General features: G+C 75.5%; 18 protein-coding genes. 13 read left to right on the top strand and 5 right to left on the bottom strand.

All coding sequences use genetic code 11. The features are described from left to right. Positions 1 to 237 precede the first annotated feature (237 nt). Entirely contained in the window at positions 238 to 1,911 is a 1,674-nt protein-coding gene (locus ACFYZY_RS16255) for a PP2C family protein-serine/threonine phosphatase (protein ID WP_388694070.1), read from the top strand. Positions 1,912 to 1,979: 68 nt separating this feature from the next. On the opposite strand, the gene ACFYZY_RS16250 is transcribed toward ACFYZY_RS16255, so the two are convergent. Continuing rightward, a complete protein-coding gene (locus ACFYZY_RS16250) occupies positions 1,980 to 2,663 on the bottom strand; it encodes a phosphodiesterase (protein WP_388694067.1) in 684 nt (227 codons plus the stop codon). 325 nt (positions 2,664 to 2,988) lie between these two features. On the opposite strand from ACFYZY_RS16250, the gene ACFYZY_RS16245 reads away from it, so the two are divergent. From ACFYZY_RS16245 to ACFYZY_RS16235, 3 genes are all read left to right on the top strand, one after another. After that, complete coding sequence (locus ACFYZY_RS16245) at positions 2,989 to 4,359, top strand: peptide ligase PGM1-related protein (protein WP_388694064.1); 1,371 nt, start codon at positions 2,989 to 2,991, stop codon at positions 4,357 to 4,359. Positions 4,360 to 4,738: 379 nt separating this feature from the next. Continuing rightward, positions 4,739 to 5,209 carry a cation:proton antiporter regulatory subunit gene (locus tag ACFYZY_RS16240; protein ID WP_388694061.1) on the top strand — a complete coding sequence of 157 codons (471 nt, stop codon included), beginning with the start codon at positions 4,739 to 4,741 and terminating at the stop codon, positions 5,207 to 5,209. 7 nt (positions 5,210 to 5,216) lie between these two features. Continuing rightward, entirely contained in the window at positions 5,217 to 6,515 is a 1,299-nt protein-coding gene (locus ACFYZY_RS16235) for a cation:proton antiporter (protein ID WP_388694059.1), read from the top strand. A gap of 162 nt (positions 6,516 to 6,677) precedes the next feature. On the opposite strand, the gene ACFYZY_RS16230 is transcribed toward ACFYZY_RS16235, so the two are convergent. Both ACFYZY_RS16230 and ACFYZY_RS16225 read right to left on the bottom strand, forming a co-directional pair. After that, positions 6,678 to 8,156: a flotillin family protein gene (locus ACFYZY_RS16230; protein WP_388694057.1), complete on the bottom strand. Its 1,479-nt coding sequence runs from the start codon at positions 8,154 to 8,156 to the stop codon at positions 6,678 to 6,680. Positions 8,157 to 8,217: 61 nt separating this feature from the next. After that, positions 8,218 to 8,712 (bottom strand): hypothetical protein, encoded by a 495-nt coding sequence (locus tag ACFYZY_RS16225; protein ID WP_388694054.1) that lies wholly within the window; start codon positions 8,710 to 8,712, stop codon positions 8,218 to 8,220. Between the two features lie 294 nt (positions 8,713 to 9,006). Here ACFYZY_RS16225 and ACFYZY_RS16220 point away from each other — a divergent pair, with 294 nt between their 5' ends. After that, entirely contained in the window at positions 9,007 to 9,411 is a 405-nt protein-coding gene (locus tag ACFYZY_RS16220) for a BlaI/MecI/CopY family transcriptional regulator (protein ID WP_388694051.1), read from the top strand. 5 nt (positions 9,412 to 9,416) lie between these two features. Continuing rightward, positions 9,417 to 10,349, top strand: coding sequence for a M56 family metallopeptidase (locus ACFYZY_RS16215; RefSeq protein WP_388694050.1), 933 nt, complete (start codon positions 9,417 to 9,419; stop codon positions 10,347 to 10,349). A 36-nt stretch (positions 10,350 to 10,385) separates the two neighbouring features. On the opposite strand, the gene ACFYZY_RS16210 is transcribed toward ACFYZY_RS16215, so the two are convergent. Together ACFYZY_RS16210 and ACFYZY_RS16205 are read right to left on the bottom strand one after the other, a co-directional pair. Beyond that, entirely contained in the window at positions 10,386 to 10,841 is a 456-nt protein-coding gene (locus ACFYZY_RS16210; protein ID WP_388694047.1) for a tellurite resistance TerB family protein, read from the bottom strand. 152 nt (positions 10,842 to 10,993) lie between these two features. After that, positions 10,994 to 12,241, bottom strand: coding sequence for an SLC13 family permease (locus ACFYZY_RS16205; RefSeq protein ID WP_388694045.1), 1,248 nt, complete (start codon positions 12,239 to 12,241; stop codon positions 10,994 to 10,996). Positions 12,242 to 12,368: 127 nt separating this feature from the next. Between ACFYZY_RS16205 and ACFYZY_RS16200 the strand changes: the two genes are divergently transcribed. The 7 genes from ACFYZY_RS16200 (at position 12,369) to mmuM (ending at position 19,070) form a co-directional block, all read left to right on the top strand. After that, a complete protein-coding gene (locus ACFYZY_RS16200; RefSeq protein WP_388694043.1) occupies positions 12,369 to 13,595 on the top strand; it encodes a PLP-dependent aminotransferase family protein in 1,227 nt (408 codons plus the stop codon). 137 nt (positions 13,596 to 13,732) lie between these two features. Further along, positions 13,733 to 14,167 carry a cell division protein SepF gene (locus tag ACFYZY_RS16195; protein WP_388694040.1) on the top strand — a complete coding sequence of 145 codons (435 nt, stop codon included), beginning with the start codon at positions 13,733 to 13,735 and terminating at the stop codon, positions 14,165 to 14,167. A gap of 385 nt (positions 14,168 to 14,552) precedes the next feature. Beyond that, entirely contained in the window at positions 14,553 to 15,707 is a 1,155-nt protein-coding gene (locus ACFYZY_RS16190; RefSeq protein ID WP_388694038.1) for an AAA family ATPase, read from the top strand. Between the two features lie 215 nt (positions 15,708 to 15,922). Then, the gene (locus tag ACFYZY_RS16185) at positions 15,923 to 16,288 is read left to right on the top strand and encodes a nucleotide pyrophosphohydrolase (protein WP_388694362.1); all 366 of its coding nucleotides are present in this window, start codon (positions 15,923 to 15,925) and stop codon (positions 16,286 to 16,288) included. Between the two features lie 125 nt (positions 16,289 to 16,413). Further along, a complete protein-coding gene (locus ACFYZY_RS16180) occupies positions 16,414 to 16,905 on the top strand; it encodes a DUF6099 family protein (protein ID WP_388694360.1) in 492 nt (163 codons plus the stop codon). Between the two features lie 312 nt (positions 16,906 to 17,217). After that, complete coding sequence (locus ACFYZY_RS16175; protein WP_388694035.1) at positions 17,218 to 18,141, top strand: LLM class F420-dependent oxidoreductase; 924 nt, start codon at positions 17,218 to 17,220, stop codon at positions 18,139 to 18,141. Between the two features lie 14 nt (positions 18,142 to 18,155). Then, complete coding sequence (mmuM, locus tag ACFYZY_RS16170; protein ID WP_388694033.1) at positions 18,156 to 19,070, top strand: homocysteine S-methyltransferase; 915 nt, start codon at positions 18,156 to 18,158, stop codon at positions 19,068 to 19,070. Positions 19,071 to 19,109 lie beyond the last annotated feature (39 nt).

Here is a 19,109-nt window from a genome sequence, read left to right as displayed (position 1 = left end):
GCCACCCCGGTGCGGGGGGGGCCCCCGGGGGCCCCCCCCCGCCGCGGGGGGGGCGGGGGGGCCGCGCGGGGGGGGGGGGCCCGGGCCCCCCCCCCCCCGGGGCCCCCGGGGGGGGGGGGCCCGGACGGGGTTCCCCGGCGGGACGGCCGCGCCCGCGCACCGCGGCACCGGCCTCCGGCCGCTCCCGCCCCGAGACCGTCCGTGGGCCGGGAGGGCCATTCGTGGCATGCTCGTCCCATGAAGGGTAGCCGCGTCGAGCCGGACATGCCTGAGCCGGGAGACCGCGGCTCCGGGGGACTGACCGCGCTCTCCACCACGGCCGGCGACGGCTCCGTCTTCTCCTCGGACCGCTACGTGGCCCGCCGGCTGACGTCCGGCCCGGCCCCCGTCCCCGCCCTGTCGGCGCCCGCGGTCCAGGAACTGCTCGACGGCCTTCCGGGCTCGGCGATCTACCTCCTGCCGCTGTACGGCGAGGACGGCGGGGTCGAGGACTTCCGGATCGCCGCGGCCTCGCCCGAGGCGCTGGACGTCGGGGGCCGCACCGGGGCGGAGCTGGTGGGGCTCAGCGTCCTGGAGACCTACCCGACGGTGTACGGCACCTCCCTGTGGGACGGGTACCTCGAAGCGCTGGAGGACGGCGTCCGCTACGAGGGGGAGCCGTTCGAGTACCAGGAGGTCCTCGCCGGCATCCCCCGCCTCTCCCGGTTCGCCGTCCGCGCGGCGCCCTGCCAGGGAGGGCTGATCGTCTCCTGGGTGCGCCTCGACGGCGGGGAGCGCGAACAGCGCCGCCTGGAGGTCATGCAGCGCCTGGGAAACATGGGCTGGGCGCACTGGGACCTCGTCCGGAACACCATCGTCTGGTCGGAACAGGTCTACGACATCTTCGCCCGCGACCCCTCCCTCGGCCCGATGGCCCTGGAGGAGCTGCCCCGGCACGTCCCGGACGAGGACCTCCCCGCCCTGGGCGCCACGGTGCGGCGCCTCCTCGGCGCGGGACTGCCCGTCGACCACACCTTCCGCGTCACCACGCCCGACGGGGAGCTGCGGCACCTCCGGATCGTCGCGGAGGCCGAGGCGGACGCCCACGGTTCGCCGGTCGAGGTCCACGGCTTCTTCCAGGACCTCACCGCCGTGGAGCGGGCCAAGGAAGAGCTGGTGGAACGCGAGCGGACCGCCCTGGCCCAGCAGGAGATGCTGGCGGCCGAACGCGCCCTGGCCGCCCGGCTCCAGCACGCCCTGCTGCCCCTTCCCCAGCAGTCCCTGCGCCTGGCCGGACTCACCGTCGACGTCGCCTACCGGCCCCTCCAGCAGGGACTCAACGTCGGGGGCGACTGGTACAGCGCCATCGAACTGCCCGACGGCAGCGCCCTGCTCGTCGTCGGCGACGTCGCGGGCCACGGACTCGACGCCGTGGCCACGATGGCCCAGCTGCGCTTCACGGCCAAGGGCATGGCCATCACGGGGACCCCGCTCCCCACCATCCTCGCCCGGCTCAACACCCTCCTGTGGCACAGCGCGGACCGCGCCTTCAGCACGGCCACGATGATCATGGCCCGCTACGAGCCCGAAGAGGGAACCCTCACCTGGGTGCGGGCCGGACACCTGCCGCCCCTGCTCCTGCGCCGGGGGCAGACCCGGTACCTCCCCTCGCCCCGGGGCATCCTCCTGGGCGCCACGACCGCCCCGCGCTACGAGGCGTCCACCATCCGGCTGCTGCCCGGCGACCACCTGCTGTTCTTCACCGACGGCCTGATCGAGACCCCCGGGGAACTCCTCGACGAGGGACTCGACCAGCTGGCCCGCGCGGTGGCCGAGCGCTGCGACGGCGAGCGCCCCCTGGAGGGGGTCCTGGACGCCCTCGTCCCGGCCACCCGCCGCGACGACATCTGCGTCCTGCACATCTGCGTCTGATCCGGCCCTCCCGGGAGCGTTACGGGCCGCTCCCGGGAGCGCGGCGGCCGCTCCGGGAGCCCCGCCCCTCAGCCGGCGCACCGCCCGGCCCTCGATCCCGCGTACGCGGCGACCCGCAGGGAGCGGAGCCGGTCGACGGGACGGAAACCGGGCAGGAAGTTCTCGTACGGGTCGAACGCGTACGGGCCCGGGGCGGTCTCCTCGTGGAGGAGGAAGAGCCGGGCCAGGGGCCACCACCCGGCGTCCGTACCGAACCCGAGCCGGAACGCGAGGGGACGCGAACCCACGGCGGCGCGGCGGCCGGGCGTCCCGGCGGGCCCCGGCAGCGGGAACGCGGCCACCACGCCCAGCCCCCCGCCGACGACGTAGGACAGGAGCGTGCTGTACGGGCCCGAGGTCACCGACGTGCGCGGGACCGGCAGGTGCCGGGCCAGCCGGCCGCTGCCGCTGCTGGTGAGGAGAAGCTCCAGGGGGCGGTCCGGCCCGCCCGCGTCCTCCACCCGCAGCGCGAGCCCGAGCCCGTCGGGCAGCGGACTCGGCAGCCCGGCGCCCCGGGACCACCGCGCCGTCACCCGGTAGGACCCCGGCTCGTCCAGCCACGGCACGCCCCAGTGGAACCGGTGGTCGGGCACGACGAGGCTCCCGGCGAGCATCACCCCCCGGGGGTGGAGGGCCGGCCGCGCGCCCCGGCGGCGGGCGACGGCCCGCGCCGCGCGGAAGGCGGCGCGGTCGAGGCGGCCGGGGGCGTTCACCGGGGAGCCCCGTGCCGTCGGGGGCGCGCACGGCGGCCGGGGACGCGCGGTACGGCGCTCCGGCGCCCGGCGGCGGTCGGGAGCGCCGGGCCCGGGGCGCCGTGAACGGGTGCGGTGCGCGCCGGGGTGCCGTGGACCGCTGTGTCCCGGACCGCTGGGCCGTGGGTCGCTGTGCGGTGCTCCGTGCTCATGCCCGCCGCCTACCCCGGACCGCGCGGATCGATTCGTCCCCCGCCCCCGCCCCGCGGCCGTACGCGTGGGGGAGCCTCCGCGCGGGCAGAGGGGAGGAGGAAACCGACCGCCCCCACCGAAGGCCAGGTGCCGCATGACGACCGACCGGCCGACATCCCCGGGGGAGACGCCGCCGGGGAGCGCCGCCGGACCGGACGGCGGTCCCGCGCCCGCCGGACCCCTGGTCCACTACGCCAACCTCGTCTCCGACCTCGCCGTGGACCTGGACGAGCGGGACGCCCTCCGGAGCTGGGCGGAGCAGGCGCCCCGGGAGGCGTGGCTGCTGCGTCCGGGTGACGTCCTGGTCTCCCCGGTGCCGGTCGGGGAGCCGTTCCTGGAGTACGTCTGCGGTCTGACCGGTGTTCCCCGGGCATCGGTGACGGTGCTCGTCCTGCCCGGGGGGTTCCTGTCCGCGGACGGGACCGCCCCGGACCGCGCGGCCGTCGAGGCGGTGCGCGCGGCCCGTGCCGGCCGTCCCGTGGCCGCCGTCCTCCCCACCGCCCTGGACCCGGCGGCGATCGCCCTGGCGGACGCCCTGGAAACCTCCGTGGCCCCGTACCCCTCCGTGGAAGCGGCCGGGGCCGCGCTGGGGGTGACCCGGCTGCTCAACACGAAGGCCGGCTTCCGGGACGCGGCCCGCGCGCTGGGCATGCGACTGCCGGACGGCCGCGTCCGCCGCCGCGCGGGAGTGGCGGACGCCGTCCGAGACCTGCTCGCCTCGCACGGACGGGTCGTGGTCAAGCCCGACCGGTCGGCCGGGGGCCACGGCCTGTTCTTCCTCCCGGCGCCGGACCCGTGGAGTGCGGACGACCTGCCCCCGGTGGGCGGGGCGGAGGGGCTGTGGGTCGTGGAGGAACGGATCGACGTGGCGCGGTCGGTGAGCATCCAGCTGGAGACGGGACCCGACGGGACGAGAGCGCTGTTCAGCGGCGAGACGCGGACCGCGGACGGCTCCTTCACGGGCTACCTCTCCCCCCTGCCCGCCCCGGTGGCGCACACGGGCCCGGTGCTGGAGGCGTGGGGCCGCGCACTGGGCGGCTTCCTGGCGGAACGCGGATACGCGGGTCCCTTCGGCCTCGACGCGATGGTCTCGGCCGACGGCGAGGTCCTCGCGGGGGAGAGCAACGTCCGGCGCACCGCCACGACCACCCCCCGGGCCATGGTGGCCCGGCTCGCCGCGAGGGCCGGTTCCGGCGACCCGGCCTGGGGGACCGGCAAGTTGCGCGCCCCGGCCCCGTACTCCTTCGGCGAGGCGGTGGAACGGCTGCGCGCCGGACGGCTCGCCTACGACCCCGCGCGCGGCGAGGGGGTCGTCCTGTACGCCGGACCCCCACCGGACGGCCTGACCTGGCGTTATGCCGTGATCGCCGAGGGCCCCGCCGCCGTGGCGCGGTACGAGGGGCTGCTGCGGTCCTTCTGGAGCCGCGGATCCCGTGGCGCGACGAGTCCCGCGCGGACCGCGTAGCGGGCGGGGCCGGGGCGGCCGCGCGCACCCGGTTTCCCGGGCGGGCGGGCACGGTGGGGCACGGCGGCTCCGGGACCGGTGGCGAGGAGGCCCGCGATCCGCCGCGAACCCCGCCCCGGCGGTCCGTCCGGCCCCTCGCCATTCCTGCGCGGACGCCCTCTGACCTGCGGCGGGATCGTTTTGCCGGGTTTCTGACCCTTTGTGTCGACGCCCCTGTCCCGGGCCTCCGCGCGGATGGCACCATGACGGGGCCACGGGGTGCGGGGTGGCGCCGTTTCCCCCTGTGGCCATTCCTTCCCACGCACGGGCCCGAACCGGCCCCGACCGGCCGTGAACGGCCACGACGACAGGAGGCGACGGGCCTGTGCCTGCTCCGCGAATGAGAACGACACCCCTGCCCGGCATCGGAGTCCAGTACGACTTCACCACGCGCGAGCACCGCCAGCTCTCGGTCATCGCGCACCGCGACGGGACCCGGACGGTGAACGTCTACCGGGCCGACGACCCCGACGCGTGCGCCCAGTCCCTCCACCTCACCGAGGGGGAGACGGCCTCCCTGATCGACGCGCTGATGCCGGCGCACCACAGCCCCAACGTCCTGCACACCACCGATCTGGGGCTCGTCGCCGAGCGGATCGAACTGTCGGGCCACTCGTACTGGAACGGCCGGGTCCTCGGCGACACGCGGATGCGCACCGAGGCGGGCGCCTCCGTCGTCGCCGTACTGCGCCGCTCCGGAGCGATCCCGTCCCCGACGCCGGACTTCCGGCTCGCGGGCGGCGACACGCTCATCGTGATCGGCACCCGTGAGGGCGTCGACGCCGCCGCCGCGATTCTCGGCCGGGAGTGAGGGGCGCGTGCACTCCGCTGTTTTCCTGATCGAGTTCGGCGCCATCATCCTCGGCCTCGGTCTGCTCGGCCGGCTCGCGGGCCGGTTCAGCTTCTCCCCGATCCCGCTCTACCTCCTCGCGGGGCTCGCCTTCGGCAAGGGCGGCCTCCTGCCGTTCGGCGCGAGCGAGGAGTTCGTCGCCATCGGCGCCGAGATCGGGGTCATCCTCCTGCTCCTGATGCTCGGCCTCGAGTACACCGCGAGCGACCTCGTCTCCAACCTCAAGACCCAGTACCCGGCCGGACTCGTCGACTTCGCCCTCAACGCCCTGCCCGGCGCGGCCGCCGCGCTGCTGCTCGGCTGGGGGCCCGTGGCCGCCGTCGTCCTGGCGGGCGTCACCTGGGTCTCCTCGTCCGGGGTCATCGCCAAGGTCCTCGGCGACCTCGGGCGCCTGGGCAACCGCGAGACGCCGGCGATCCTCAGCATCCTGGTCCTCGAAGACCTGGCGATGGCCGTCTACCTGCCGATCATCACGGCCCTGCTCGCCGGCGTCGGCTTCGCCGCCGGCAGCGCGACGCTCGCGATCGCGCTGGGCGTGGCCGGGTTCGTGCTCTTCGTCGCCCTCCGGTACGGGCGGCTGATCTCCCGTTTCGTCTCCAGCGACGACCCGGAGAAGCTGCTCCTCGTCGTCCTCGGCCTGACCCTGCTGGTCGCCGGTGTCGCCCAGCAGCTCCAGGTCTCCGCCGCCGTGGGCGCGTTCCTCGTCGGCATCGCCCTCTCCGGCGAGGTCGCGGAGGGCGCCCACATCCTGCTGAGCCCGCTGCGGGACCTGTTCGCCGCGGTCTTCTTCGTCTTCTTCGGCCTGCACACCGACCCCTCCAGCATCCCGCCGGTGATCCTCCCGGCGCTCGCCCTGGCGGTCGTCACCGCGCTGACCAAGATCGCCACCGGGTACTGGGCCGCGCGCCGGGCCGGGATCGGAGTGAAGGGCCGCTGGCGGGCGGGCGGCACGCTGGTCGCGCGCGGCGAGTTCTCCATCGTCATCGCCGGACTGGCCGTCAGCGCCGGGGTGCAGCCGGAGCTGGGGCCCTTCGCCACCGCCTACGTCCTGGTCCTCGTCGTGATCGGGCCGCTCACCGCCCGCTTCACCGAACCGGTCGCCGCGTACGCCACCCGCCGCCGGGGTGCGCCGACACCCCCGGCGGCGGAGGACGGGACCGTGCTTCCGGGCGCGGAGCCCGCGACCGGGAGCACCGCCGGACCCGTGGGGGCGGACGGCGACGGCGCGGACGTGGTGGAGGGGCGCGACGCGGCCGGCCGCGTCTGACCCGGGCCCGCGCCTCCCTCCGCGGACGGGGGAGGAGATGCCGGAAGGGGGCGCGTCCAATGGACGCGCCCCCTTCCGGCGTTCCGTGCCCCGGCCGATCCGGTCCGATCCGGTCCGGCCGGTCGGTCCGAGCGATGCGGCTCGCTCGCCGGCCCGGCCGGTTCAGCCGGTTATCTCGACGGTTTCGCCCTGCGGACCGTGCGTGGCGGGAGAGCCGTGCGCGTCCTGGGCGTCCCGGGACTCCCGCGCCTCCGGGGACTTCCGTGCCGCGTCCTGCTTGCGGGTGACGCCCTGCAGGAGGGAGGCGAGGTCGACCCCGGTGGTGGCGGAGAGGAGTTCCATGCCCTGGGCGACGTTGTCGGTGACGGTGCGGGACAACTGGCTCGCCCCGTCGGTGGAGATGACGGTCATCCTGTCGATGGCCGACAGCGGTTCGGACGCCTTGGCGACGACCTGCGGCAGGACCTCCACGAGCATCTGCAGGACGGCCGCGTCGCCGTACTGGGCGAAGGCGTCGGCCTTCTTGCGCATCGCCTCGGCCTCGGCGGCGCCCCGGGCGGCGATGGCGGCGGCCTCGGCCTCGCCCTCGATGCGCACGGCGTCGGCGAGCGCCGCGCGGTGCGCCTTCTCGCCCTCACCGGTGAGGCGGGAGCGCTGGGCGTCGGCCTCGGCCTGCTTGACCAGGGCGATCCGGCGGGCCTCGGCCTCCTGCTCGGCCTGGTAGCGGGCGGCGTCGGCGGGCTTGCGGACCTGGGTGTCGAGCTGACGGTCGGTCAGCGCCGCCTGCCGTTCGGCGACCTTCTCCTGCTCGCCGAGGATGTCCTGCTGGCGGGCGGCCTCGGCGAGCGGACCGGCGGCGTTGGCCTGGGCGGCGGCCTCGTCGGTCTGGGCCTTGATCTCGGCCTGCTTCAGGTAGAGGGTCCGCTGCGCGATCGCGATCTCCTCCTCCGCCTTGAGCCGGGCCTGTTCGGCGGCGCGGCGGGCGACGGCCTCCGCGATGTCCGCCTCCTGCTTGGCGCGGGCGGCCTCCGGGCGGCCGAGGTCCTCCAGGTAGGAGCCCTCGGTGGTGATGTCCTGGATCTGGAAGGCGTCCAGGACCAGGCCCTGGCCGGACAGGCTGGCCTCGGCCTCCTCGGCGACCTGGCCGGCGAACGCGGCACGGTCGCGGATGATGTCCTCCACCGACATGCGGCCCACGATGGAGCGCAGCGCGCCGGACAGCACCTCCTGCGTGAAGCCGACGATGCCGTTCTGCTGCATCAGGAACCGCTGTGCGGCGGCCCGGATGGAGTCCTCGGTGCCGCCGACCTTGACGATCGCGACGCCCTCCAGGTTGGCCTTCACCCCGCGCAGGGTGACCGCGCCGCGCACGGCGATCGGGATGTGGCGGCTGGAGAGGTCGAGGGTGAACTTCTGCTGCACGAACGGGACGACGAACACGCCGCCGCCGACCACGACCTTCTGGCCGCTGTTGTCGGTGAAGACGCGTCCGGTGGCGGGGTCGGTGGCCTGCTTGCCGCGCCGGCCCGTGATGATGAACGCCTCGCTGGGACCGGCCACCTTGTACCGCGTGACGACGACGAGACCGAGCAGGACGACCAGGACGACGATCCCCAGGACCGCTGTCAGTACAGGACTCATGCGGAATCCCCCTTGCTTGTTGCCGGATGAAGTGGGTCGGAGGGAAAGGGCGGGCGGCGGGTCAGCGCTCGACGGGGCGGACCGAGACCGACGTCGGCGAGAGGACGGACTCCACCCACACCTCGGTGCCCCGCGTCACCGGCACGGCGGCTTTCGCCGCGTACTTCACCGGCTGTCCGCCCAGGTACAGCATGACCTCGCCGTACCCCGTGACGGGGATCGCCGTGACGACCGTGCCCGACGTGCCCGCCAGGTCCTCGCCCCGGGGCGCGGGCGCGCCGCCGTCCCGGAGCAGCGCCCGGCTGAACCTCCAGGTCAGCCAGCCCGTCAGGGTGCCCGCGACGACACCGGCGAGGGTCGCGGCGAGGGGGCCCGCGCCGGCGGCGCCCGTGGCGATCGCCCCCGTGAACCCGAGGGCCGAGACGAACCCGGCGATCACCGGGAGGGAGAGGAACCCGTCCACGCCGATGCCGACGCCCTCCAGGACGCCGTCGAAGACCAGCGAGAAGGCCAGGACGACCAGTCCGGCGATCCCGAATCCGAGAAACCACGTCATGTGCCGTACCCCCCTCGGCCCGCGAACCGGCCCGCGAACCGGCCCGCGCCCCGCGCGGCCGTGACGCCCGCGCGACCCCGGCGGCCGTGCGCCCGCGTCCTCGTGCCGGACCGTGGAAACCGTCCCCCCGCGTCGCGAAAGGATTCGATTGTCTCACGACGGACGCCCGGAGGACATGGGGGCCGCTCCCCCCGAGGACGTTCTTCGCGGTGCCCGGCCTCCCGCCCCTCAGTACGATGGTCAGCCCCCGGCGGTCGGGACCGGTGGGGCGCGGCGGAGAAGGAGGACGGCGGCATGGTGGACCGGAGCGAGGACGGGGCGGAGCCCCCGGCCCGCAGGCGCGGGCAGGGCGAGCTGGAGGCCCAGGTGCTCGCCGCGCTCCGCGAGGCGTCCGAACCGGTGCCCGTGGCATGGGTGCGGGAGCGGCTCGGCGGTGGCCTCGCCTACACCACCGTGATCACCATCCTGACCCGCCTGTGCGCGAAGGGCGCCGTCGAACGCGAGCGCGCGGGCCGCTCCTTCCGGTGGACGGCGGTCGCGGACGAGGCGGGGCTCGCCGCCCTGCGGATGCGGAGGGTGCTCGACGCCGAGACGGACCGGCAGGCGGTCCTGGCCAGCTTCGTCACCGCGCTCTCGCCGAACGACGAACGACTTCTCCGTGAACTCCTCTCCCCGGAGGCCGGGGAGGAGGAAGGCTGACCGCCATGGGCGTCTTCGTCTTCCTCCCCCTGGTCCTCCCGCTGACCGCGTGGCCGGTCGCCCGGCTCGCCGAACAGCGGCTCCACCCGCGCACCGCGACGCGCCTGCTCGCCGCCGTCGCCGGGGTCTTCGCCGTGTGCAGCACGCTCTGCCTCGGCCTCCTGATGATCGTGGGCACCGCGCAGTTGCCCGGCAATCCGCTCCCCGACGGCTGGTCGGACCCGGACGTGCGCGCGGCCGTCCCGTACGACGAGATCGCGGGCCGGGCGGCCATCCCCGCGCTGCTCGCCGTCCTGGTCTCCTGCACCGTCGCCGCCCGGCGGCAGCTGCGGGTGCGCCGCCGGGCGGCGGGCGCGCTCGTGGGGCTGCCGGCGACGTCCGTCGCGGTGCTGCCGGACCCCACCCCGTACGCGTACGCGCTGCCCGGCGGGCGCGGGCGGATCGTGGTCAGCACCGGCATGCTCGCCGGGCTCGGGTCCGCCGAGCGGCGGGCGCTCTTCGCCCACGAGCGGGCCCACCTGAACGGGCGTCACCACCGCCATCTGCTGACGGTCCACCTGGCGGCGCGGGCCAATCCGTTCCTGCGTCCGCTGCGCACCGCCGTCGCGTACACCGCCGAGCGCTGGGCGGACGAGGAGGCGGCGGCCGAGGTCGGCAGCCGCCGGACCGTGGCGCGGGCGATCGGCCGGGCCGCGCTCCTCGCCCCGCGCGCCCCCGCGGCCACCCTGCCCGCCCTGGCGGCGGTGGGGCAGGTGCCCCGGCGGGTCGCGGCCCTGATGCGCCCGGCCCCGGCGGGGCGGGCCTGGCCGCCGGTCCGCTCGGCCGCGGGTCTGGCCGCCTGGGGCGCCGCCTTCGGCACGACGGTCTCGGCGCTCTCCTCGGCCAACTCGGCCGTCACGCTGTACCTGGTGCTGCGCGCGGCCACCACGTCGGTGTAGCGGGGCCCCGGGCACCGGTGGCCCCGCTCACGGGGACTACAGGTCGAACTCGTGCGGCGGCAGGTCGAGGGTGAAGCACGCCTCGCGCACCACGGCCTGCTCCGTCTTGTCGAAGTCGCCGTCGGCGCCGCCGATGACGATGCCGATCTGGACGACGGCGCGGGCCTCCGCCGGCTTCTTCTTCGCCTTGGCGATCTCCTGGAGGACGCTGACCTTGCCGAAGTCGAAGTCGGCGGTGAGCTTGTTCAGGTTGTCGTCGAAGCGGCGCTGGAGGTCGAGCGCGTCGAAGTTCTGCAGCACCTCGTTGGTGGCGATGAGCTGGGCGACCCGGCGGCGCTCGGCGGGGTCGATCGTGCCGTCGGCGGCGGCGACCAGCGCGCACATGGCCATGCTCGCGTCCCGGAACGCGCCGCTCTTCAGGTCGTTCTTCTTCGCCACCAGCTGGGTCTGCATCGTCGATGCGGATTCCTTGATGCGGTCCCACAGGGCCATGAGCACTCCAGATGTCGAACTGACTTCTACGGATATGTAGAACGTAGCAGCGTCACCGGAGGTTCCCGGGCCCCGCCGTCCTCCGGGGGCGGACGGTTCCCCGGGCCCCGGAGGACGGCGGGGCCCGGAGACGCCACCGCCCCGTCCGGCGGTCATCCGCCCAGGAGCCGGAGCGAGACCCACAGGGCCGTCGTCGCGGCGGCGAGGGAGGCCGGCACGGTGAGCAGCCCGAGCCGCGTGAACTCCCCGAGGGCCGCAGGGCGTCCGTGGTCGTGGGCGATGCGGCGCCAGAGGAGGGTGGCGAGCGAGCCCGCGTACGTGAGGTTGGGCCCGATGTTCACGCCGATCAGGACGGCGAGCACCGCGCCCGGCCCGGAGGCGGCGGCGGGCGGGACGAGCGCGAGGGTCGCGGGCAGGTTGTTGATCAGGTTGGCGAGGACGGCGGCGAGCGCGGCGGTGCCGAGCAGGGCCGGGAGGGAGGTGCCCCCGGGGAGGACGTGGGCGAGGACGGCACCGAGGCCGTTGTCGACCACCGCGCGGACGACGACGCCGAGGGCGAGGACGAACGCGAGGAAGGGCAGCGAGGCCGCACGGACGAGCGCGCGCGGGGTGGTGCGGCGGCGGACCAGGGCCCGTACGGCCAGGACGGCGGCGCCCGCCGCCGCGGCCCACGCCGGGTCCGTGCCGGTGGCCGAGGCGACGGCGAACCCGGCGAGGGTGGCGGCCACGGTGACCAGGGCGAAGAGCGGCGTCCCGACGGGCTCCGGCGGCTCGGCGGGGGTGGCCGGGGCGTCGAGGTCGCGGGCGAAGAAGCGGCGGAAGACCGCGTACTCGACCGCGATGGCGGCGAGCCAGGGGAGCAGCATCAGGAGCGCGAACCGGGTGAAGCCCAGGCCGGTGGCGGCGAGGGCGAGCAGGTTGGTCAGGTTCGAGACGGGCAGCAGCAGCGAGGCCGTGTTGGACAGGTGGGCGCTCGCGTAGGAGTGCGGCGCGGGCCGGGCCCCCATCCGGGTCGCCGTCGCGAAGACCACCGGAGTCAGCAGGACGACCGTCGCGTCCAGGCTCAGCACGGCGGTGATCAGCGAGGCGAGGGCGAAGACGGCGCCGAGCAGCCGCCGGGGACGGTGACGGGCCCTGCGGGCCATCCACGCCCCGCAGGCGTGGAAGAGGCCCTCGTCGTCGCAGAGCCGGGCGAGGACGAGGACGGCCGCGAGGAAGCCGATCACCGGACCGAGGCGTTCGGCCTCCTCGCGGGCGGCCTCCGGCGTGACCGCCCCCACGGCGAGGACGACCCCGGCGGCGGGCAGCGCGAAGACCGCCTCGGGCAGCCGGAAGGGACGGACGACGGCGCAGACGAGCACCACGGCCAGGGCGAGCACGGACACGGACGGGACGAGCATGGTTCCGATCATCCGGGTCGCCGGAGACGGGACCCGGCCGGGGGTGCCCGGTGCGCGCCGTCCCGGCCCCGCGCGAAGGCGGGACGGCCGATCTGGACAGCACTTCGGATCTCCCTATGCTGGCGCCATGCCCTCTGCCGCGCCCAGGCCCGCGAACGCCGCCTCCCCCGTCCCGTCCGTGCCCCCGCCGGCCACCGCCTCCCGGCTGGCCGGCGTCGGCCCGTCGCCGGTACGGGAGATCCTGGCGCTCACGGCGCGGCCCGAGGTGATCTCCTTCGCCGGCGGTCTGCCCGCCCCCGAACTGTTCGACGCCGAGGGGCTCCGGGCCGCGTACGACCGGGTCCTGACGGAGAATCCCCGGCACGCGCTCCAGTACTCGACCACCGAGGGCGACCCGGAGCTGCGCGCCGCCGTCGCCGCCCGGCTCACCGCGCGCGGCCTGCCCACGGACGCCGACGACCTGCTCGTCACCACCGGTTCGCAGCAGGCCCTCACCCTCCTCACCACCGCCCTCGTGGAACCGGGCTCCGTGGTCCTGGTCGAGGACCCCTGCTACCTCGCCGCCCTCCAGACCTTCGGCTTCGCCGGCGCCCGGGTCGTCCCCGTCCCCACCGACGACCGGGGCGTCGTCCCGGCCGCCCTCGAAGAGATCGCGGCCCGCGAGAAGCCGGCCCTCCTCTACCTCGTCCCCACCTTCCAGAACCCCACGGGCCGCACCCTGCCCGCCGGCCGCCGCGCCGCCGTCGCCGAGGCCGCGGCCCGCCACGGTTTCTGGATCGTCGAGGACGACCCGTACGGCGAACTGCGGTACGACGGCGAACGCGTCCCCTGGATCGCCGCCGACCCCGCCGCGGCCGACCGCACCGTCCTGCTCGGCTCCTTCTCCAAGGTGATGGCCCCGGGTCTCCGCCTCGGTCACCTCCGCGCCCCCGCCGGGCTGCGCCGTGCCTGCGTCATCGCCAAACAGGCCGCCGACCTGCACACGTCGACCGTCGACCAGGCCGCCGCCGCCCGTTACCTGCGCGACAGCGACCTCGACGCGCACGTCGCGGTGGTGCGGGCGGCCTACCGCGAACGCCGGGACGCGCTGCTCGACGGCCTGCCGGCCGCGCTGCCCGCGGGCAGCCGGTGGAACAGGCCGGAGGGCGGCATGTTCGTCTGGGCGACCCTGCCCGCCGGGTACGACGCCACGGCGCTCCTGAGGACCGCCGTGGGCCACGGGGTGGCGTACGTGCCGGGAGCTCCGTTCTTCTGCGGGGAGCCGGACCCGGGCGCGATGCGGCTGTCGTTCACGACGCACTCGGCCGACGAGATCGGGGAAGGTCTCCGCAGACTCGCCAAGAGCCTCGCCTGACGCGGACCCCGGGCCGGGACCGGGGCACCGGGGCGGACTGGTCCGTCCGGGTGACCTCGGGCACCTCTGACCCGCCGCCTCGTCATCCCGCCGTGTCGTTGTTGGGCCGAACGGGTGAGGAGCGGGAGGATGGGTCCATGAGTAGGTACGAGAGGTACGACGTCACCGACGAGCAGTGGGAGGGCCTCGCCCAGGTCGTGCCCCTGCGCGGCCGTGACGAATGGCCGTCCAGGGTCGACCACCGCACGGTCCCCGAGCAGTACGATTCCGCCGAGCAGCGCCGCATGGTCGTGCTCCGCGTGCAGGTCTTCGCCGACGCCCGTGAGGTCGCCGAGTACCTCATCGCCCAGATCCCGGTGCTCCTCGATCTGACCGGCGCCGACACCGAGGTCGCCAAGCGCGTCCTCGACTTCAGCAGCGGCGTCGTCTTCGGGCTCGGCAGCGGGATGCACCGCGTCGACCGGAACGTCTTCCTGCTCGCCCCGGCCGGTACGGAGGTCGAGGGCGCGGAGGAGGACGAGGACGAGGAGGACGTCCTGGGCGGCCGGACCGCGGGCGTCCCCCGTTCGTAGGAAGATCGCGCCGGTGTAACGGTTCGTCGGAGAACGGGCCGCATACGGTCCGGGCATGGATCTCACCGGCGGCCCCGCGCCCGCCCGCACGCCAGAAACCCGCACGTCGGACGCTCGTACGCCGGACGCCCGCACCCCGGGTGCCCGTACGCCGGACGCCCGCACGGGGGACCTCCGGTCCCCGGACACGGCCCTCCCTTCCGGGGGCCTTCCCTCCCTCGACGCCGCTCCTTCCACGGACGCCGTCGCTCCTTCCGCCGCCACCCCTTCCGGCACCGTTCCCCTCCCGGGCCCCGTCTCCGCCGGCCCGCGCGTCCCGGAGGCCCGGGCCCCCGCCGCGGCCCCGCCGGGGCCCCGCGTTCCCGTCCCCCGGGCGCGGGGCCCGGTGGCGCCGCGGGACCGGGACGTGCCGGAGGCCCGGCCCGCCCGGCCCGCCGTCACCGAACTCCGGCTCTCGGCGTTCGCCGGCCACCGCTCCGCCACGCACGCGCTCGGTCCCGTGACCCTCTTCGCCGGACCCAGCGGCAGCGGCAAGTCCACCACCCTGAGGGCGTACGAGGCGCTGGCCCGGCTCGGTGCGGGCGACCCGCTCGACGAGGTGTTCCCCGACGCCGCCGACCACGTTCCCGAACGCGCCCGGCCCGACGCCCAGGGCAGGCGCGGCTTCCGCATCGGATGCACCGTCGACGGGCCGCGGGGCCCCGTCCGCCTGGACCTCGCCGTCCAGGCCGAACCCCGGCTCCGCGTCGTCGGCGAACGGCTCACGGCCGGGGGCCGCACCCTGCTCTCCACCGCGCTCCGCGACCCCGGTCGCAACGCCGTCCAGGCCGAGTGGCACACGGCGGGCACCACCCCCGTGACCCGGGCCCCGTTCCCCGACGACCTCCTCGGCACGGCCCTGCTGCCGTTGCGGGTCGCGGGCAAGACCGCCGGGCAGCTGGAGGTGCTGGCCGCCGCCGAACAGGTGGTCGTCGGCCTGCGGTCCGCCTTCCCCTGCGACCCCAGGCCCGAGCGGATGCGGGCGCCCGTGCCGCCCGGGGAGGGACGGTTGCGGCGCGACTGCGGCAACCTCGCCGAGGTCCTGCACCGCACCCGCGCGGACTGCCCCCGGCGCCGCCACCGGCTCGCCGCCGTGGCGGGAGCGGGCTGCACGGGAACCGTCACCGGACTCGGCGTGCGGGAACTCCGGGAGGGCACCGTCCGTGCGGTCCTCGAACGGGGCGGGCGGCCCGTGACCCCGCTCGGGCGCCTCGGCGACGGCGAACTGCGGTACCTGGGACTGGCCCTCGCCCTGGTCACGGGCCCCGGCGTCCTGGAGACGGACCGGATCGCGGAGGTGCCCGACGCCATGCAGAGCCTGACCCTGCTCACCGACGGCCTCGACCGGGGACTCGACAGGAGACAGGTGGGCGAACTGCTCCGCCTCGCCGTGGACGTCGCCGGCGACGGACACGTCCGGGTGGCGGGCGCGGTCGGCGACCGGGCGGTGGAGGAGGCGCGCCGGACGCCCGGGGTGACGGTGGTAGACCTGAGCGCGTGACGGACGGCGAGATGACGGACGACGAGATGACGGACGCGGGTACGGAGGCGGACGCGGGTACGGGCACGGAGGCGGCTGCGGGGGTGGCGGGCGACGAGGTGACGAACGGCGAGGTGACGAACGGCGAGGTGACGGGGCGCCGGACGACGAGGGGCCGGGCGTCGGACGGCGGTGCGTCGGACGGCGGCGCGTCGGACGGCGCGGCGGCCGGTGACGTGGCGGAGCTGCAGCGCAGACTGGTCGAGTTCGCGGCCGCTCGCGACTGGCAGCCCTACCACACGCCCAAGAACCTGGCGGCGGCCCTGAGCGTGGAGGCGGCCGAACTCCTGGAGATCTTCCAGTGGCTGACGCCGGAGCAGGCGGAACGGGTGATGGAGGACCCGGAATCGGCCCACCGGGTCGCCGACGAGGTGGCGGACGTGCTCGCCTACCTCCTCCAGTTCTGCGCCGTGCTCGGGGTCGACCCGCTGGCGGCGCTCGCGGCCAAGATCGACCGTAACGAGGTCCGCTTCCCCGCCCGGCGGCGGGGCGGAGGGGGGCGGGAGGGGGTAGCACTCGAAGATCGTCACTCTTCGGAGTGATCGACTTCTCCCCTTCAAGTTCCCTGTCCACAGATTTCCGAATTCCCCTGGTGTTTGGGCTCAGTTCGATTCACTCTGGGTAATGACTGAGTGGGTGGCGCACGGTGGGAACGGGGGCGGTGGTGATGGAAGCGGAGCGACTCGTCGCGCTCGGCCGGCACGCACTGGCGGAGAGCGGGACGGCGCAGGACATCGTGGGAGAGGCGTGGCAGGCCCAGGCCCTCGCCCAGGCGATAGGGAGCCGTCTCGCGCTCTGCGGTCCGCAGGAACTGCGGGGCGAGGCGCGGGGGCTGAGCGAGATCGGGGAATACCCGGCGGTGTGGGGCTCCGGAGGGCCGCGCGCGGCCCGGCTGACCGAAGTCCTCCGTCCCGAGCGGGCGTTGACGGCTCTGGGGGAGCTGCTCGACGACGTGGGGATCGCCCTGGTGGGCGTGGCCTGCGCCACCGACGAGGAGGCGCTCTACTGGCAGTGCATCGAGGCCATCGACGCCGCCGACGAGTCGGGCGACCGGGTGCGCGGCATGCTGCGGCGCCTCGCCGTACGCGACGGAGAGCGGGCCCGCCCGCCCGACCCCGTCCCGGAGCGCGCCGAATCGGGTCGGGAGGCGCCGTGCTGACGACGGCGCAGCCGTGGTGGTGGGCGGAGTGGTGGCGGTGGGCCCCGTGGCTCGGGCCCGTCCTGGCGGTGGCCGTGTCGATGGCGGTGCCGGCCGGTGGCGCGGCGCCCGGACCGGCACCGACCGGGACACCGCTGTCCGGTGTCGGTACCTCCGCTTACGCCTCTGCCTCCGCCTCCGCCGACAGGGCTGCCCGTGCCGGGAGGAGGAAGACGCGGACCGCCGGCGGGCCGGACGTCCGCCTGACCGGAACGGGGTGGTCCGGGTGGTGGCGGAGAGGTCGGCGTCCATGTGACGGTGCAGGATGGAGGCATGGATCTTCGCATTTTCACCGAGCCCCAGCAGGGGGCGGACTACGACACCCTCCTCACGGTGGCCCGTGCCACCGAGGAACTCGGGTTCGACGCCTTCTTCCGTTCCGACCACTACCTCACCATGGGGTCCGGCGACGGACTGCCCGGTCCGACGGACGCCTGGATCACCCTGGCCGGCCTGGCCCGGGAGACGAAGCGGATCCGTCTCGGCACGCTGATGACGGCCGGCACCTTCCGTCTCCCCGGCGTGCTCGCCATCCAGGTCGCCCAGGTCGACCGGATGTCCGGCGGCCGGATCGAGCTGGGTCTGGGAGCGGGCTGGTTCGAGGAGGAGCACAAGGCGTACGGCATCCCCTTCCCGAAGGAGAAGTTCGGCCGCCTCGAAGAGCAGCTGGCGATCGTCACCGGCCTGTGGGAGACCGAGGTCGGCAAGAGGTTCAGCTACGAGGGGGAGTACTACCGGCTCACCGACTCCCCGGCGCTGCCCAAGCCCCTCCAGTCCAGGATCCCGGTGCTGATCGGCGGACACGGGGCGACCCGCACCCCCCGGCTCGCCGCGCGGTACGCGGACGAGTTCAACATCCCGTTCGCCTCCCTGGAGGACAGCGAGAAGCAGTTCGGCAGGGTGCGGGCCGCCGCCGAGGAGGCCGGGCGGCCGGCCGACGACCTGGTGTACTCCAACGCGCTGGTCGTCTGTGTCGGCAAGGACGACGCCGAGGTGGCCCGCCGGGCCGCCGCCATCGGCCGGGAGGTGGACGAGCTGAAGGCGAACGGACTCGCGGGCTCGCCCGCCGAGGTCGTCGACAAGCTCGGACGGTACGCGGCCATCGGCTCCTCCCGGGTCTACCTCCAGGTCCTGGACCTGGACGACCTGGACCACCTGGAGCTGATCTCCGCCCAGGTCCAGTCCCAGCTGGGCTGAGCGGGGGTGATCCGGTGAGACCGGCCCGCACGCTCGCCGACGCCCTCGGGGAGGGAGCGCTCGTCCTCGACGGAGGGCTCTCCCACCAGCTGGAGGCACAGGGCTGCGACCTCTCGGACGCGCTCTGGTCCGCGCGGCTCCTGGCCGACGGACCCGAGCAGATCGAGGCGGCCCACACGGCGTACGTACGGGCCGGGGCCCGGGTGCTCATCACCTCCGGCTACCAGGCCACCTTCGAGGGCTTCGCCCGGCGGGGGCTGGGGCGGGAGGAGGCGGCGCGGCTGCTGGCCCGGAGCGTGGAGCTCGCGCGGTCGGCGGCGGAGGGCGCGGAGGAGGAGGTCTGGGTCGCCGCGTCGGTCGGGCCCTACGGCGCGATGCTGGCGGACGGCAGCGAGTACCGGGGGCGGTATGGGCTGTCGGTGGGGCGGCTCGCCGCCTTCCACCGGCCCCGGATCGAGGCGTTCGCCGGGGCCGGACCCGACGTCCTGGCCCTGGAGACGGTGCCGGACGCGGACGAGGCGGAGGCGCTGCTGCGGGCGGCCGAGGGGTGCGGGGTGCCCGTGTGGCTGTCGTACACGATCGAGGGCGGGCGGACCCGGGCCGGGCAGGACCTGGCGGACGCCTTCGCGGTCGCCGCGGGGAACGACCAGGTGGTGGCGGTCGGGGTCAACTGCTGCGACCCCGCCGACGCGGGGCCCGCCGTGGAGACGGCCGTCGCCGTGACCGGGAGACCGGCCGTGGTCTACCCCAACAGCGGGGAGCGCTGGGACGCCCGGACGCGGGACTGGCACGGCGGGAGCGCCTTCGACCCGGAACGGGCCGCCGACTGGGTCCGCTCCGGAGCCCGGCTCGTCGGCGGCTGCTGCCGGGTCGGCCCGTCCACGATCACCGCCCTCGCCGGGGTCCTGGCCGCCGACGGCCCCGGCTGAGGCGACGGCCGGTCCGGCTTCCCGCCGCGCAGGCGTCCT

The organism is Streptomyces sp. NPDC001744, assembly GCF_042892575.1.
In the GTDB taxonomy this organism is placed as follows: domain Bacteria; phylum Actinomycetota; class Actinomycetes; order Streptomycetales; family Streptomycetaceae; genus Streptomyces.
Note: the sequence above shows the minus strand (reverse complement) of the source record. Positions and strands in the feature narration are given on the sequence as shown.